General features: G+C 72.9%; 14 protein-coding genes and 1 pseudogene. 10 read left to right on the top strand and 5 right to left on the bottom strand.

Going from position 1 to position 14,976, the window contains the following annotated elements; genetic code table 11:
• The first annotated feature begins 120 nt into the window (after positions 1-120).
• The 5 genes from EAO75_RS34995 (at position 121) to EAO75_RS34975 (ending at position 6,345) form a co-directional block, all read left to right on the top strand.
• Positions 121-675, top strand: a complete 555-nt coding sequence (locus tag EAO75_RS34995; RefSeq protein WP_261989558.1) for a hypothetical protein — start codon at positions 121-123, stop codon at positions 673-675.
• Positions 676-720: 45 nt separating this feature from the next.
• Positions 721-3,948, top strand: a complete 3,228-nt coding sequence (locus EAO75_RS34990) for a S41 family peptidase (protein WP_187284707.1) — start codon at positions 721-723, stop codon at positions 3,946-3,948.
• Positions 3,949-4,066: 118 nt separating this feature from the next.
• A complete protein-coding gene (locus EAO75_RS34985; protein WP_147999178.1) occupies positions 4,067-4,420 on the top strand; it encodes a histidine triad nucleotide-binding protein in 354 nt (117 codons plus the stop codon).
• A gap of 6 nt (positions 4,421-4,426) precedes the next feature.
• Positions 4,427-5,332, top strand: coding sequence for a ribonuclease Z (locus EAO75_RS34980; RefSeq protein ID WP_147999177.1), 906 nt, complete (start codon positions 4,427-4,429; stop codon positions 5,330-5,332).
• 20 nt (positions 5,333-5,352) lie between these two features.
• Positions 5,353-6,345 carry an adenosine deaminase gene (locus EAO75_RS34975; protein ID WP_147999176.1) on the top strand — a complete coding sequence of 331 codons (993 nt, stop codon included), beginning with the start codon at positions 5,353-5,355 and terminating at the stop codon, positions 6,343-6,345.
• 6 nt (positions 6,346-6,351) lie between these two features.
• On the opposite strand, the gene EAO75_RS34970 is transcribed toward EAO75_RS34975, so the two are convergent.
• Both EAO75_RS34970 and EAO75_RS34965 read right to left on the bottom strand, forming a co-directional pair.
• On the bottom strand, positions 6,352-7,584 hold the full coding sequence (locus EAO75_RS34970; RefSeq protein ID WP_147999175.1) for an MFS transporter: 1,233 nt from the start codon (positions 7,582-7,584) through the stop codon (positions 6,352-6,354).
• A 240-nt stretch (positions 7,585-7,824) separates the two neighbouring features.
• Positions 7,825-8,607: an IclR family transcriptional regulator gene (locus EAO75_RS34965; protein ID WP_147999174.1), complete on the bottom strand. Its 783-nt coding sequence runs from the start codon at positions 8,605-8,607 to the stop codon at positions 7,825-7,827.
• A gap of 151 nt (positions 8,608-8,758) precedes the next feature.
• On the opposite strand from EAO75_RS34965, the gene EAO75_RS34960 reads away from it, so the two are divergent.
• The 3 genes from EAO75_RS34960 (at position 8,759) to EAO75_RS34950 (ending at position 12,255) form a co-directional block, all read left to right on the top strand.
• Positions 8,759-9,655 (top strand): 5-dehydro-4-deoxyglucarate dehydratase, encoded by an 897-nt coding sequence (locus EAO75_RS34960; protein ID WP_410092826.1) that lies wholly within the window; start codon positions 8,759-8,761, stop codon positions 9,653-9,655.
• Positions 9,652-10,941: a glucarate dehydratase family protein gene (locus EAO75_RS34955; RefSeq protein WP_147999172.1), complete on the top strand. Its 1,290-nt coding sequence runs from the start codon at positions 9,652-9,654 to the stop codon at positions 10,939-10,941. Before EAO75_RS34960 ends, EAO75_RS34955 begins: the two co-directional genes overlap by 4 nt.
• Before the next feature lie 144 nt (positions 10,942-11,085).
• A complete protein-coding gene (locus EAO75_RS34950; protein WP_410092550.1) occupies positions 11,086-12,255 on the top strand; it encodes a PfkB family carbohydrate kinase in 1,170 nt (389 codons plus the stop codon).
• 52 nt (positions 12,256-12,307) lie between these two features.
• On the opposite strand, the gene EAO75_RS34945 is transcribed toward EAO75_RS34950, so the two are convergent.
• Positions 12,308-13,108 (bottom strand): VOC family protein, encoded by an 801-nt coding sequence (locus tag EAO75_RS34945; RefSeq protein ID WP_147999171.1) that lies wholly within the window; start codon positions 13,106-13,108, stop codon positions 12,308-12,310.
• A 112-nt stretch (positions 13,109-13,220) separates the two neighbouring features.
• Here EAO75_RS34945 and EAO75_RS34940 point away from each other — a divergent pair, with 112 nt between their 5' ends.
• Positions 13,221-13,610 (top strand): nuclear transport factor 2 family protein, encoded by a 390-nt coding sequence (locus tag EAO75_RS34940; RefSeq protein ID WP_147999170.1) that lies wholly within the window; start codon positions 13,221-13,223, stop codon positions 13,608-13,610.
• Between the two features lie 27 nt (positions 13,611-13,637).
• On the opposite strand, the gene EAO75_RS34935 is transcribed toward EAO75_RS34940, so the two are convergent.
• On the bottom strand, positions 13,638-13,991 hold the full coding sequence (locus EAO75_RS34935; protein ID WP_147999169.1) for a cytidine deaminase: 354 nt from the start codon (positions 13,989-13,991) through the stop codon (positions 13,638-13,640).
• Between the two features lie 28 nt (positions 13,992-14,019).
• Positions 14,020-14,796: pseudogene (locus EAO75_RS34930) on the bottom strand (helix-turn-helix transcriptional regulator); the annotation flags it as partial.
• A 29-nt stretch (positions 14,797-14,825) separates the two neighbouring features.
• Between EAO75_RS34930 and EAO75_RS34925 the strand changes: the two are divergent.
• The coding region (locus tag EAO75_RS34925) for a helix-turn-helix domain-containing protein (protein WP_148000462.1) at positions 14,826-14,976 on the top strand (151 nt) is incomplete at its 3' end.

Raw genomic sequence — 14,976 nt, 5'->3', positions numbered from 1 at the left:
GGGGGGCAACGGGCCTTCGGGCCGGGTGGGTTGGGCGACACCCGATCGTGACGTGGGCGAGCAGCGAGTGTCCGTATGCGCTCTTCCGCGTCGGTCGGGACAGTGGCAGGCTGCCGTCCCATGGGGGCTTTCAGCAGGGTTCGGGGTCGCGACGGGCGGCGCCTGCGCGGGGCGCGGGTGGCGGGTGCGGCCGGGCTCGCGGTGGTCGCCGTCGGCGGGCTGGCCGCCTGTGACCCGGGTGGGCTGAACACCGCGACCGTCGCGTTCACCACCGACCAGACCGTGACCGCGGAGCTGGAGCGGCAGAAGGCCGATGTGCAGTGGCTCAACTGCACCGGCTCGTACGACGGCGGCAAGGGCAACAGCTCGCCGACGGCCAGTGAGAACACCGTCGTCAAGGTCGACTGCGAGGGCGAGACCCGCGACGGCAAGGACATCACCGTCACCGGCCGGATCACCCGGGCCGTCAGCGGCTCCTGTGTGCGCGGGGACCTCGTCGCCAAGATCGGCGGCAAGGAGTGGTTCCACGTGAACGGGCTGGGCAACTGCGACGCCACGCCCTCGCCGGTCAACCCGCCCGGGGACGGCTCGCAGCCCGGGCCCACCGTCACGGTGACGGTCACCAGGACCGTCTACTGCAAGGAGCACCCCAACTGCTGGCCGGAGGGCAAGTGATCCAAAGGTCTGTTCGCGCACGCCGCCCATGCTTAGGGTGATCGGGTGACACAGTCCGCGACCTCCGTGACCTCGGCCGCACACCCTTCGCCCTCGTACCTGCGGTATCCGCATCTGCGCGGCGACCTGGTCGCCTTCACCGCCGAGGACGACGTGTGGCTCGCCCCTCTCGACGGCGGCCGCGCCTGGCGGGTCAGCGCCGACAACGTGCCGGTCTCCCGGCCACGCATCTCGCCCGACGGTACGACCGTCGCCTGGACCTCCACCCGTGACGGCGCCAGTGAGGTGCACATCGCGCCGGTCGACGGCGGCCCGTCCAGGCGCCTTACGCACTGGGGCAGTTGGCAGACCCGGGTGCGCGGCTGGACCCCCGACGGGCGGGTCCTCGTGATCAGCACCCAGGGCCAGGCCGGCAGCCGCCGCACCTGGGCCCACACGGTCCCGCTCGACGGCGGCCCCGCCACCACCCTGCCCTACGGCCCCGTAGGCGACGTCGTCCACGGGCCGCACGTGGTGCTCGCCTCCGCGCCCATGGGTCTGGAGGCCGCCCGGTGGAAGCGCTACCGGGGCGGTACGGCGGGCAAGCTGTGGATCGACCGGGAAGGCGAGGGGGACTTCGTACGGCTGCACGAGGGGCTGGACGGGAACCTGGAGGACCCGGTGTGGGTGGGGGAGCGGATCGCCTTCCTCTCCGACCACGAGGGCGTCGGGGCGGTGTACTCCTCCCTCGCCGACGGGTCCGATCTGCGGCGGCACACTCCGGTCGACGGCTTTTACGCCCGGCACGCGGCCGGCGACGGCACCCGCCTCGTCCACGCCTGCGCCGGTGAACTCTGGCTCCTGGACGACCTCGACGGCGCCGAGCCGCGCCGGCTCGACATCCGGCTCGGCGGACAGCGCACCGACCGGCAGCCGTACCCGCTGAACGCCGCCGTCTCGTTCGGCGAGGCCGCCCCCGACCACACCGCGCGCGGCAGCGCGGTCGCCGTCCGGGGCGCCGTGCACTGGGTCACCCACCGCTCCGGTCCCGCCCGCGCGCTCGCCGCCGAGCCCGGCGTACGGGCCCGGCTGCCGCGCACCTTCCGGGCGGAGGGCGAGGAGTGGGTGGTGTGGGTCACCGACGCGGAGGGCGACGACGCACTGGAGTTCGCCCCGGCGACCGGCCTCGCGCCCGGGGCCACGCCGCGCAGGCTGGCCGCCGGGCAGCTCGGGCGGGTGCTGGAGCTCGCCATGGCACCCGACGGGAGCCGGGCCGCGGTCGCCGCGCACGACGGACGGGTGCTGCTCGTCGAGCGGGAGAGCGGCGAGGTCCGCGAGGTCGACCGCAGCGTGGACGGGGACGTGTCGGGGCTGGTCTTCTCACCCGACTCGGCCTGGCTCGCCTGGTCGCACCCCGGCCCGCGCCCGCTGTGCCAGCTCAAGCTCGCCAACACCACCGACCTGTCGGTCTCCGAGGCGACCCCGCTGCGGTTCCAGGACTACGCGCCCGCGTTCACGCAGGACGGCAAGCACCTGGTGTTCCTGTCGGCCCGCGCCTTCGACCCGGTCTACGACGAGCACGTCTTCGACCTGGCCTTCGTGGTCGGCTCCCGCCCCCACCTGATCACCCTGGCCGCCACCACCCCGTCCCCCTTCGGCCCGCAGCGGCACGGCCGGCCCTTCGACGCGCCGGACAAGGACGAGACACCCGACAGCGAGGGCACCCCGACCACCCGCATCGACCTCGAAGGGCTCGCCGACCGGATCGTGCCGTTCCCGGTCGAGGCCGCCCGCTACTCCCACCTGCGGGCCGCCAAGGACGGCGTGCTGTGGCTGCGGCACCCCGTGCGGGGCGCGCTCGGCGCCTCCCGGGCCACGCCCGACGACCCCGAGCCCAAGACCGAGCTGGAGCGCTACGACCTCCTCCAGCGGCGCGTCGAGCATCTCGCCGACGACGCCGACGACTTCGAGGTCAGCGGCGACGGCAAGCGGGTGCTGCTGTGGACCGACAGCAGACTGAAGGTCGTCCCGAGCGACCGGCGGGCCTCCGGAGACGAGGACAGCGACTCGAACATCACCGTGGACCTGACGCGCGTACGGCAGCGGGTCGACCCGTCGGCCGAGTGGCGGCAGATGTTCGACGAGGCCGGCCGCATCATGCGGGACCACTTCTGGCGGCCGGACATGAGCGGCGTGGACTGGACCGGCGTCCTCGACCGCTACCGCCCCCTCCTCGACCGCGTCGCCACCCACGACGACCTGATCGACCTGCTGTGGGAGGTGCAGGGCGAGCTGGGCACCTCGCACGCCTACGTCTCACCTCGCGGCGGATACGGTGGCGGGGCCCGCCAGGGACTGCTCGGCGCCGACATCTCCCGGCACGCCGACGGGAGTTGGCGCATCGACCGGATCCTGCCGTCGGAGACCTCCGACCCCGAGGCACGGGCGCCGCTGGCCGCCCCCGGGGTCGCGGTGCGCGCCGGGGACGCGATCGTGGCGGTGGCCGGGATGCCGGTGGACCCGGTGACCGGACCCGGACCCCTGCTCGTCGGCACGGCGGGCAAGGCGGTGGAACTGACGATCTCGCCGGCCGGCGGCGGGGACGTACGGCACGCGGTCGTCGTCCCCATCGCGGACGAGCAGCCGCTGCGGTACCACGCGTGGGTGGCCGACCGGCGGGCGTACGTCCACGAGAAGTCCGGCGGCCGGCTCGGCTACCTCCACGTGCCGGACATGCAGGCGCCCGGCTGGGCCCAGATCCACCGTGACCTGCGGGTCGAGGTGGCGCGGGAGGGGCTCGTCGTGGACGTCCGTGAGAACGGTGGCGGGCACACCTCCCAGCTGGTCGTGGAGAAGCTGGCGCGAAAGATCGTGGGCTGGGAACTGCCGCGCGGAATGCGGCCGTACAGCTATCCGCAGGACGCTCCGCGCGGTCCCGTGGTGGCGGTGGCGGACGAGTTCTCCGGGTCGGACGGGGACATCGTCAACGCGGCGATCAAGGCACTGGGCCTCGGGCCGGTGGTGGGCACGCGGACGTGGGGCGGCGTGATCGGCATCGACAGCCGCTACCGACTGGTCGACGGCACGCTGATCACCCAGCCGAAGTACGCCATCTGGCTGGAGGGCTACGGCTGGGACGTGGAGAACCACGGCGTCGACCCGGACGTGGAGGTGGTGCAACGCCCGCAGGACTACGCGGCGGGGAGGGACGCGCAGCTGGACGAGGCGATCCGATTGGCTTTGGCGAGCCTGGAGGAACGGCCGGCGAAGACGCCGCCCAGTTTGTCCACCTAGGGGCGCGGGGCTGTATCGATATGCGGCTCCGCCGCGGGGCGCGATCAACCCCCACTCACCCGCACCCGACGACGATACGATGCCACCCGTAGATCGCCGCCCAACCCCCGGAGGGAAAATGGCAGGGGAACCGCAGGACGACTGCCTGTTCTGCAAGATCGTCGAGGGCCATGTCCCGGCGACGATCGTCCGGGAGACGGAGTCGACCGTCGCCTTCAGGGACATAAACCCCCAGGCCCCCGTCCACATCCTGGTGATCCCCAAGGTGCACTACGCGAACGCCTCCGCGTTGGCCACCGCCGAACCGACCGTCGCCGCGGACATCCTGCGCGAGGCCCAGGCCGTCGCCGACGAGGAGAAGCTGGAGAGCTACCGGATCGTCTTCAACACGGGCCCCGGCGCCGGCCAGACCGTCTTCCACGCCCACGCCCACATCCTCGGCGGCCGCGGCATGCAGTGGCCCCCCGGGTAAGCAGCCGTGTCCGTACGTGAATTGGTGGTCCTCGGCACCGCGAGCCAGGTCCCGACCCGGCACCGCAACCACAACGGGTATCTGCTGCGCTGGGACGGCGAGGGAATCCTCTTCGATCCCGGCGAGGGCACACAGCGCCAGATGCTGCGGGCCGGGGTGGCCGCGCACGACCTGAACCGGATCTGCGTCACCCACTTCCACGGGGACCACTCCCTCGGCCTCGCCGGGGTCATCCAGCGCATCAACCTCGACAAGGTCCCGCACCCCGTCACCGCCCACTACCCGCGTTCCGGCCAGCGCTTCTTCGACCGGCTGCGGTACGCCACCGCCTACCGCGAGACCGTCGACCTCGCGCAGGACCCGGTCAGCGCCGACGGGGTCATCGCCGACACCGGCGGGTACACCCTGGAAACGGCCCTGCTGTCGCACCCCGTCGAGTCGTACGGCTATCGCCTCGTCGAGCCCGACGGCCGCCGCATGCTGCCCGAACGGCTCGCCGCGCACGGCATCAAGGGGCCCGACGTCGGCCGGCTCCAGCGGGAGGGCGTGCTCGGCGGGGTCTCGCTGGACGACGTGAGCGAGATCCGGCGCGGACAGCGGTTCGCGTTCGTCATGGACACCAGGCTGTGCGACGGGGTGTACACCCTCGCCGACGGCTGCGACATGCTCGTCATCGAGTCCACCTTCCTGGAGGAGGACAGCGAACTCGCCGCCGAGCACGGCCATCTGACCGCCGCTCAGGCCGCCCGGGTCGCGCTCGACTGCGGCGTACGGCATCTCGTGCTCACCCACTTCAGCCAGCGTTACACCGAGCCCGACGAGTTCGAGCGGCAGGCGCGGGACGCCGGCTTCGAGGGGGAGCTGACGGTGGCGCACGACCTGCTGCGGGTGCCCCTGCCGAAACGCCGGTAGTACAGCCGTACGATGCTTTGATGCCCCTCCCCAAAGCTGAACTGCACCTCCACATCGAAGGCACCCTCGAACCCGAGCTCGCCTTCGAGCTGGCCGCACGCAACGGCGTGCGGCTGCCGTACGGCGACACCGACGAGCTCCGCAAGGCCTACCAGTTCGAGGACCTCCAGTCCTTTTTGAACCTGTACTACGAGCTCATGGCCGTCCTGCGCACCGAGCAGGACTTCGCGGACCTCGCGAACGCCTACCTCGCCCGGGCCGCGGCCCAGGGCGTACGGCACGCGGAGATCTTCTTCGACCCGCAGGCGCACACCAAGCGGGGCGTCGAGCTGGGCACGGTCGTCGAGGGGCTGTGGCAGGCGCTCGGGAACAGCGAGGCGAACCACGGGGTCTCCACCCGGCTCATCATGTGCTTCCTGCGTGACGACCCCGCCGAGTCGGCCATGCGGACGCTGCGGGCCGCCGAGCCGTATCTCGACCGGATCACCGGCGTCGGCCTCGACTCGGCCGAGGTCGGCCACCCGCCGGTGAAGTTCCGCGAGGTCTACGAGGCGGCCGCCGAGCTCGGGCTGCGGCGCGTCGCGCACGCCGGCGAGGAGGGTCCGCCCGCCTACATCACCGAGGCCCTCGACGTCCTCGGCATCGAGCGCGTCGACCACGGGCTGCGCTGCATGGAGGACCCGGCGCTGGTGGAGCGGCTGGTGCGGGAGCGGGTGCCGCTGACCCTGTGCCCCCTGTCGAACGTCCGGCTGCGTACCGTCGACACCCTCGCCGACCACCCCCTGCCCGCGATGCTCGACGCCGGTCTGATGTGCACGGTCAACTCCGACGACCCGGCCTACTTCGGCGGGTACGCCGGCGACAACTTCGATGCGGTGCGCTCGGCGCTCGGCCTTGACCGGGAACGGCTTCGGGAGCTGGCCCGCAACTCCTTCCTCGCCTCCTTCCTGGAGGACGACGAGGAGCTGCGGGCGCGGTATCTCGCCGAGGTCGAGGGCTACGAGTTCGGTTAGCCGGGGTCAGGCGGTCGGGGTCAGGCGGTCCGGTGCGGCCGGGGTGGCCTCGACGATGTCCAGCGGGATCTCGACGACCTCGACCAGCTCGACCGTTTCGACCACCTCGACGGCCCTGCCGGTCCGGCGGCCCAGCGCCACCGCCGTCATCGGCACCGCGATGACCAGCAGCCCCACCGCGAGGACCGCGCCCATGACCGGGAACCCGGCCTGCGCCGACAGCACGCTCCCGGTCAGCGGGCCCGCCGCCGTGCCCAGCGAGGACGCCGAGCCGACGAGCACCGCCCAGCGGCCGCGCGCGTCGAGGGAGGCGGCGAGGCCGATGACGTACGACAGGACGATCGGGTAGAGCGTGTTCCAGGCGATCTCGCCGGTCGCGAAGGTCGTCAGGTCGGTGGCGGAGGCGCTGAGCGCGATGCAGCCCGCGATGAGGACCGTGCCGGCGCCGATGGGCAGCGCGAGGCCGAGGCGCGGGCCGAGCGCGCCCGCCCCGGTCACGCCGAGCAGCCCGGCGCCGAGCGCCACGGCGAACACCGCGTCGACCGTGGCCTCCGTCAACTGCGCCTGCGTCAGGCCGATCCGGCCGCTGACGCCCCACAGGGAGTTCTGGGCCAGCGACCAGCACAGCATGCAGGCGGCCAGGACCAGGCCGGGCCGGCGATGGGGGAGCCGCGCGGCGGGCCGGCGTGACTCGACCGTCGGTGCGTCGACGGGGATCCGGCCCGTCAACGGCCATACGGCGAGCGCGGTGAGGGCGATGGCGGCCAGCGGCTGGCCGTGGCCCGGCCCGAGGTGCGGGACCGTCAGATAGACGGTGCCCGCGAGGGCGGAGACGCCGAGCAGACCGGCCGTGGTGGCCCGGTGCGGGTCGGGCTGGGCGGCGATGCGGGTCGCGGCGACCGCGGTGGCCGTACCGGATCCGAAGCCGCCGACCAGGACGCCCAGGACGACGGCCGGTACGGCGTGCGCGAGCGCCGCGCCGCCGTAGCCGAGCAGGGCCAGGGTGAGGCCGATCCGGGCCAGTCTGCGGGCGCCGACGCGGTCGACGCGGGCTGCCAGCAGGAAGCCCGCCGACGCCGAACTCAGCAGCAGCGCGCTGCCGACGGCGCCCGCCTGGGTGGGGGAGAGCGGAAGTCCGGAGTCGAGCCTGCCGACGYRCGTCGGCAGCAGATACGGAGCGAGGTACCCGGCCGTGAAAAGGGCGACGAGGGGCCAGGCGGTGGTGCGGGGGGCGAGCACGGGCGTTCCCAGGGCATGCGAAAGGAGCGGCACAAGAAGGGGGAGGGGCGCAGGCCGTCGACGGACAGGAACGCGCGGGCAATTTGTATCAAGCACACGGTTCGGAGAAGAAGCGCGGGAGGTGTGATCTGGCGCACGTTGCGTTTGGGGCGGGGAAGGCCGGGTAAACGTGGCCTTTCCTGGGGGCGGCAGCCCCCAGCGGGACGGTGCCGCCCATGCCGGGCGCCACGCAAGCCGGCGCTAACGCCAGTGCACCGCTCCGCCCGCCGCAGGCGCCGTCGCCTCGATCTTCGCCCGGGTCTCCCGCATCACCGTCACGATCCGTTCCGCATGCTCGGGTGACAGCCGGGCCACCGGCACCGAGCAGCTGATCGCGTCCTGCGCCGGGGAGTCGTAGCGCAGGGCGAAGCCGAAGCCGACGATGCCGAGGACGCCCTCCTCGCGGTCGACCGACCAGCCGCGCGCCCGCACCTCGGCGAGGTCGGCGGCCAGTGCCTCGCGGGTGGTGCGGGTGTTGGGGGTGAGGGCGCGGTAGGGGCCCTCGGGGAGGTCGGCGTCGGGGCGTTCGGCGAGCAGCGCCTTGCCCAGGGCTCCGACGTGCGCCGGGAGGCGGCGGCCGACCCGGCTGATCGTCCTGAGGTACTCGTGCGACTCGCGCGTCGCCAGATACGCCACGTCCCGGCCGTCCAGCCGCGCCATGTGGATCGTCTCGCCCAGCGCCTGCGACGTCTCGTCGAGATACGGGCGCACCAGGCGGACGCGCGGGTCGGAGTCCAGGTAGCTGGTGCCGGTGAGCAGGGCGTGGATGCCGATGCCGTAGAGCGATCCGGTGACGTCGGTGCGGACCCAGCCGCGGGAGATCAGGGTCTGCAGCAGCGCGTACATGGAGCTGCGCGGCACGTCCAGCTCGTCGGCCAGCTCCTGGAGGCGTGCGGGTCGGTCGCCGCGCGCGGCGAGGAGTTCGAGCAGCTCGACCGTGCGCGCCGCGGACTTCACCTCGCGGACGCCGCCTGTCTCTGACATGGGCCGATCGTAATCGGACGGACCGTGCGATTGACGGTCACGGTTCGCGTATCTAATCTCAGTTCTTATACGTGGAAGACGTCTACATGGGGAGATGGCAAGGGTGAGCCTCGATACGGACACGGACACGATCCGCCGGCTGCGGGACGGCATGGCACGCGGCGTGCTGTCGTTCCCGCTCACGAGCTTCCACGACGACGGCTCGCTGGACCCGGACGGCTGCCGCGCCCATGTCGCCGCCCAGCTCGCCACCGAACCCGGCGCGGTCTTCCCCGCCTGCGGCACCGGCGAGTTCTTCTCGCTGGACGAGGACGAGTACCGCGTCGTCGTCACGGCGGCCGTCGAGGAGGCGGGCGGCCGGGTGCCCGTGGTCGCCGGGGTCGGGTACGGCTGGGCGCAGGCCGCCCGGTTCGCGCGGATCGCCGAGGAGGCCGGCGCCGACGCCCTCCTCGTGCTGCCGCACTACCTCGTCGAAGCCCCGCAGGACGGCCTGGTCGCCCAGCTGGAGCAGCTCGCGGCCCGCACCCGGCTCCCGCTCATCGCCTACCAGCGGGGCCAAGTCACCTTCACCGCCGCGTCGTTGAGGCGCATCGCGCGCATCCCGAACGTCATCGGGCTCAAGGACGGCCACAGCGACCTCGACCGCCTCCAGCGCCTCACCCTCGCCGCCCCCGAGGGCTTCCTCTTCTTCAACGGCGCCGCCACCGCCGAGATCCAGGCCCGCGCCTACGCCACCGTCGGTGTCCCCGCCTACTCCTCCGCCGTGCACGCCTTCGCCCCCGAGATCGCGAACGCCTTCTTCGCCGCCCTGCGCGACGGCGACCACGGCTTCACCGACAAGCTGCTGCGCGACTTCTACGTCCCGCTCGTCGAACTGCGCGACCGGGTGCCCGGGTACGCCGTCTCCCTGGTGAAGGCGGCGGCCCGGCTGCGGGGCCACCCCGTCGGCCCCGTGCGCGCCCCGCTCACCGATCCGTCGGCCGGCGACCTGGCCGAGCTCGGGGCCCTTCTCGCCACCGGACTCGATCTCGTGGGAGCCGCGCTGTGAACCTGACCGTCACCGAGGTGCGGCTGACCCCGGTCCTGGTCGCCGACCCGCCCCTGCTGAACACCCAGGGAGTCCACCAGCCGTACACCCCCCGCCTGATCGTGGAGGTCGTGACGGCCGACGGGGTCACGGGCGTCGGCGAGACGTACGGCGACACCAAGTACCTGGAGCTCGCACGGCCGTTCGCGCGGAAACTGATCGGTCGTCAAGTCAGTGACCTGAACGGCCTGTTCGTGGTCGCCGACGAGGTGGCCGTCGACCGGTCCCGGGTCTCGGGACAGGTCGACGTCGGCGGGCTGCGCGGCGTCCAGACCGCGGACAAGCTGCGGCTGTCCGTCGTCTCCGGCTTCGAGGTCGCCTGCCTCGACGCCCTGGGCCAGGCGCTCGGCCTGCCCGTGCACGCGCTGCTCGGCGGCAAGGTGCGGGACGCGGTCGAGTACAGCGCCTACCTGTTCTACAAGTGGGCCGGTCATCCGGAAGGGCTCTGCGCGCAGAAGGACGACTGGGGCGCCGCCGTCGACCCGGCCGGGGTCGTCGAGCAGGCGCGGAGGTTCAAGGAGCGGTACGGCTTCACCTCCTTCAAGCTCAAGGGCGGTGTCTTCCCGCCGGACGAGGAGATCGCGGCCGTACGGGCCCTCGCGCAGGCCTTCCCCGGGCACCCGCTGCGGCTCGACCCCAACGGGGCCTGGTCCGTGGAGACCTCGCTGAAGGTGGCGCGGGAACTCGGAGACGTCCTGGAGTACCTGGAAGACCCGACCCTCGGCACGGCCGGTATGGCCGAGGTCGCCGCGCGGACCGGGGTGCCGCTGGCGACCAACATGTGCGTGACGACGTTCGCCGAGATCAAGGAGGCGTTCACGACGGACGCCGTGCAGGTCGTCCTCTCCGATCACCACTACTGGGGCGGGCTGCGGGGCACCCAGCAGCTGGCGGCGATCTGCCGCACCTTCGGCGTCGGGGTGTCCATGCACTCCAACACCCACCTGGGCATCTCCCTGGCCGCGATGACGCACGTCGCGTCGACCGTGCCGAACCTCCACCACGCCTGCGACTCCCACTACCCCTGGCAGTCCGAGGACGTCCTCACCGAGCGCCTCACCTTCGACGGCGGCAAGGTCGCCGTGCCGGACGCGCCGGGCCTCGGCGTCGAGCTGGACCGCGACCGGCTGGCGGAGCTGCACCGGCGGTGGCTGGAAGACGACGGCTCGCTCCGGGACCGCGACGACGCGGCGGCGATGCGGGTCGCCGAGCCGGGCTGGGTCACGCCCTCGATGCCGCGCTGGTAGCGGCGGCCGGGCCCGGTGGCGGAGGCCGGACCGGGGCAGCGGCGGCCTGGCCTGCACGGACGGGCGGATCCCGCAAGATCGCGGTGGCGTTGTCAGTGGCGTGGTGCAAACTGGCCAGATCAGCACCACGTCAGGGAGCGCACCGTGACCACGCCCACCGCGCCCACCGGAAAGGGCTCGCCCCAGCGGCCGTCGTCCATGGCGCCGGGGCCGTATCGCCGGGCCCAGGTCGACCCTCTCGCCGGCCTGCGCGCGCCCGCCGACCCGCCCTGGGACGTCTACCTCACGGGCCCGGTCTTCCTGGACATCATCTTCACCGGCCTCGACTCCGCCCCGGTGCGCGGCACGGAGTCCTGGGCGCGAGGCATGGGCTCCAGCCCCGGCGGCGTGGCGAACATGGCCACCGCCCTGGCCCGCCTCGGCCTGAGGACATCGCTCTCGGCGGCCTTCGGCGACGACCACTACGGCGACTACTGCTGGGACGCGCTGGAGCAGGGCGAGGGCATCGACCTCTCCCCGTCGCGCACGGTGCCGGGCTGGCACTCACCGGTGACGGTCTCCATGGCGTACGAGGGGGAGCGCACGATGGTCTCCCACGGCCACGAGCCGCCCCCGGAGGCCGTGTCCGTTCCGGGCGGGGCGCCGGAGTGCCCGCCGCGTGCGCGTGCCGCCGTGGCCTCCCTGGTGCCGGGCACCCGCGCGCCCTGGATCGCGCAGGCGGCGAGCAAGGGCGCCCGCATCTTCGCCGACGTCGGTTGGGACGACACCGGGGCGTGGGACCTGGCGGGACTGGCCGACCTGGAGCACTGCGAGGCCTTCCTGCCGAACGCCCAGGAGGCGATGCGGTACACGCGCACCGAGTGCCCCCGCGAGGCGGCCCACGCCCTGACCGAGTACGTCCCGCTGGCGGTCGTCACCCTCGGCGCGGAGGGCGCGTACGCGGTCGACGGCAGGACCGGGGAGACGGCCGTGGTCCCCGCGATCGCCGTGGAGGCCCTCGATCCGACCGGCGCCGGTGACGTGTTCGTGGCCGGTTTCGTCACCGGCACCCTGGCCGACTGGCCGCTGGCGGACCGCCTCGCCTTCGCGGGCCTGACCGCGGCCCTGTCGGTCCAGGAGTTCGGCGGCTCCCTCTCGGCGCCCGGCTGGGCCGAGATCGGCGCCTGGTGGCGTCAGGTCCGCTCCCTGGACCGGCAGGACCCCGAGGCCCTGCGCCGGTACGCGTTCCTGGCGGACCTGGTGCCGAAGGAGGCCGGGAGACCGTGGCCGCTGCGGCGGGCGGTGCCGACGATCGGGTTCCGCAGCTCGGCGTGAGAGCGGGCGAGCCCGCGCCGGTCCGGGCGAGCTCGCCGAGGGCCCGCAGGGTTCAGCTCGGGGTGGCGGGCGTCAGCACCACGAAGTCCGCGTTGGCCGGGTCGAGGCACACCGCCAGCCGGCCGACACCCTCCGCGTCATCCGGTCCCATCTGCACACTGCCGCCGTTCTCGGTGACCTTGGCGACCGCCGCGTCGCAGTCGTCGACGTTGAAGACCGGGTGCCAGTACGCCCGACCGCCCGCCAGCGCGAGGTTCTCCTTCGGCAGCTCCATGAGGCCGCCCTGCATGCGCTCCTCGGGCAGCCCGGCGGGCGTGATGAGGGTGTACGTGCCTCCACCGCCCGGCAGTTCCATGTCGCCGTAACTCCAGCCGAACACACCGGCGTAGAAGTCCTTCGCGCCCGCGGCGTCGCTCGTGTACAGCTCGGTCCAGGACAGCGAGCCCGTCTCGTCCGCCAGCTCGAAGCCGGCCTGCTTTCCCGGCTGCCAGGCGGCGAACTGGCCGCCCAGCGGGTCGTCGTACTGCGCCATCCGCCCCCAGTCGCCGAGGTCCCGCGGCGCCACCCGCACCTTGCCGCCCGCGCGCTCCACGGCCTGCGTCGTGGCGTCCGCGTCGGTGACGGTGTAGTAGATCATCCAGGCCGAGCGAGCGCCCTCCTCGGTGAGCTTGCCGAGCCCGGCGACCGTCTTGCCGTCCTTCTTGAACATCCCGCCTTCCATGTCGCCGCCCTCGCCCATGGACTCGTACTCCCAGCCGAGCACCGCGCCGTAGAAGGCCGCGGCGGCCCGGACGTCAGGGGCGCCGAGGTCGAGCCAACAGGGGGAGCCGGGAGCGAGGTCAGTGGTGATCATGGCGATTCCCTTCGCAGATCCTCTATGACCTCAGCGTGACACCCGGCACTGACAATCGCCCGTCGTGACGCGACGGGGTGCCGTGCCCGCCCGCACTGGTTACGATCCGGCCATGAGCGACGAGACGCGTGACGACCGACAACTCCTCGCCGCCGCCGTGCACGACTGGGCGGCTGCGATCGTCTCCAACGACCCCGCGCGGATCGCCGACTTCATGGCCGACGAGTGGGTCATCGTCTCCGAGTCGGGCATCTCGGCCAGGGAGCAGTTTCTGTCGCTCGTCGAGTCCGGCGAGCTGACCCACTCCTCGTTCCAACTCGCCGGCGAGCCCAGGATCGGCCTGTACGGCGACTCGGCGGTCGTGACCGTACGCATCACGAACACCGCCCACTACAAGGGCGAGCGCTTCGACGCCGACGAGTGGACGACCGACGTCTTCGTACGGCGGGACGACCGCTGGCGCTGCGTGCTCAGCCACATCACACCGGCGGCCCGGACCTGAACTCCCGGCGCGAAGGCGTCCGGAACCTCAGCCCGCCGTCACCGTCGTACGCACGGCCCCGTCGGGCCCCGCCACCAGCACCGGCGTCCCGGGCCCGCCGAGATCCCGTACCGCCGCCCGGTCCTCGTCCGACGCGCCCTCGGCCTCCGTCACGACCGCCGCCGCCTCCAGCGAGGTCGCCCCCGACGCCACCGCCATCGCCACCGCCGTGCGGAGCGCGCTCAGCTGCAGGGAGTCCAGCGCGACGGTCCCGGCGACATACGTACGGCCCGTCTCGTCCCGTACGGCAGCCCCCTCGGGCACACCATTGCGGGCCCGTGCGGAACGGGCCAGGGTGACGATCTTGCGGTCCTCGGGGTCGAGCGCGCTGTTGTCGGTCATGAGCTGAGCATACGTAGCGCCGCCGGGCCTATCCGGCCACGGGGTACATCGCCCCGCGCCGCCCTTCGGGAGAGGCCAGCCACTCCAGCTTGGCCGCCGTGTTCGCCTCGTCCAGCGGGGTGTGCAGGACGATCGACAGGTCGGGCCGCACCGGCATCTGCATCACGCTCGACTCCAGGCACAGCAGCCCGACCAGCGGATGCTCCAGCTCCTTGCGGATCTGCCCGGCGTCCTCGATGTCCCGCCGCTCCCACAACGCGATGAACTCCGTACTGGACGCCTTCGCCTCGGCCAGCACCGACTGGAACCCCTCGTCGTCGGGGTTGGCCGAGCAGAGCGCGCGGAACTGCGCGACGACCGTGGCGGCGTTCTCCTCCCAGTTCCTCGACCGGGACCGGTACATCGGATCCGTGAAGAAGTCGATCAGGCAGTTCCACCGCTTGCCGGGCCGCATGCCCAGCACCGTGGCGGCCGCATCGTTGTACAGCACGCCGTTGTAGTACTTGTCCATGATGTGCGCCGGATACGGCATCCACGCGTCGATCAGCCGGCGCAGCCCGTCGCACATGTCCTGCTTCTCGGGCGCCACTTCGGGCGCCGGCGGATTCAGCCCGGCCAGCAGATACAGGTGCCGGCGCTCGGCGTTGCTCAGCCGCAGCACCCGGGCGACGGCGTCCAGCACCTGCGGCGACACGGAAATCTCCCGCCCCTGCTCCAGCCACTGGTACCAGGAGGCGCCCACCCCGGCCAGCACGGCGACCTCCTCGCGCCGCAGCCCCGGTGTCCGGGGGCGCGCTGAAGAGTCATCGGCGGCGCGAGCTGCGCGAGTTCCTGATGAGCAGGCGGGCCCGGGTGACACCGGGCGAGGCGGGCCTGCCCGGCGGTGGCGCGCGGCGCCGGACACCGGGGCTGCGGCGCGAGGAGGTCGCCGTGCTGGCCGGGGTGGGCGCCTCCTGGTACCAGTGGCTGGAGCAGGGGCGGGAGA

This window comes from Streptomyces sp. UW30, from assembly GCF_008042075.1.
Taxonomy (GTDB): Bacteria; Actinomycetota; Actinomycetes; order Streptomycetales; family Streptomycetaceae; genus Streptomyces.
The sequence above is the reverse complement of the archived record's forward strand: the minus strand, read 5'-3'. Positions and strand labels throughout refer to the sequence as shown.

Bases quoted from the DNA above. Each gene is read 5' to 3' on its own strand.
- EAO75_RS34965 (WP_147999174.1), bottom strand. From the start codon at position 8,607: ATGTCAGAGACAGGCGGCGTCCGCGAGGTGAAGTCCGCGGCGCGCACG.
- EAO75_RS34960 (WP_410092826.1), top strand. From the start codon at position 8,759: ATGGCACGCGGCGTGCTGTCGTTCCCGCTCACGAGCTTCCACGACGAC.
- EAO75_RS34945 (WP_147999171.1), bottom strand. From the start codon at position 13,108: ATGATCACCACTGACCTCGCTCCCGGCTCCCCCTGTTGGCTCGACCTC.
- EAO75_RS34935 (WP_147999169.1), bottom strand. From the start codon at position 13,991: ATGACCGACAACAGCGCGCTCGACCCCGAGGACCGCAAGATCGTCACC.
- EAO75_RS34985 (WP_147999178.1), top strand. From the start codon at position 4,067: ATGGCAGGGGAACCGCAGGACGACTGCCTGTTCTGCAAGATCGTCGAG.
- EAO75_RS34995 (WP_261989558.1), top strand. From the start codon at position 121: ATGGGGGCTTTCAGCAGGGTTCGGGGTCGCGACGGGCGGCGCCTGCGC.
- EAO75_RS34940 (WP_147999170.1), top strand. From the start codon at position 13,221: ATGAGCGACGAGACGCGTGACGACCGACAACTCCTCGCCGCCGCCGTG.
- EAO75_RS34975 (WP_147999176.1), top strand. From the start codon at position 5,353: ATGCCCCTCCCCAAAGCTGAACTGCACCTCCACATCGAAGGCACCCTC.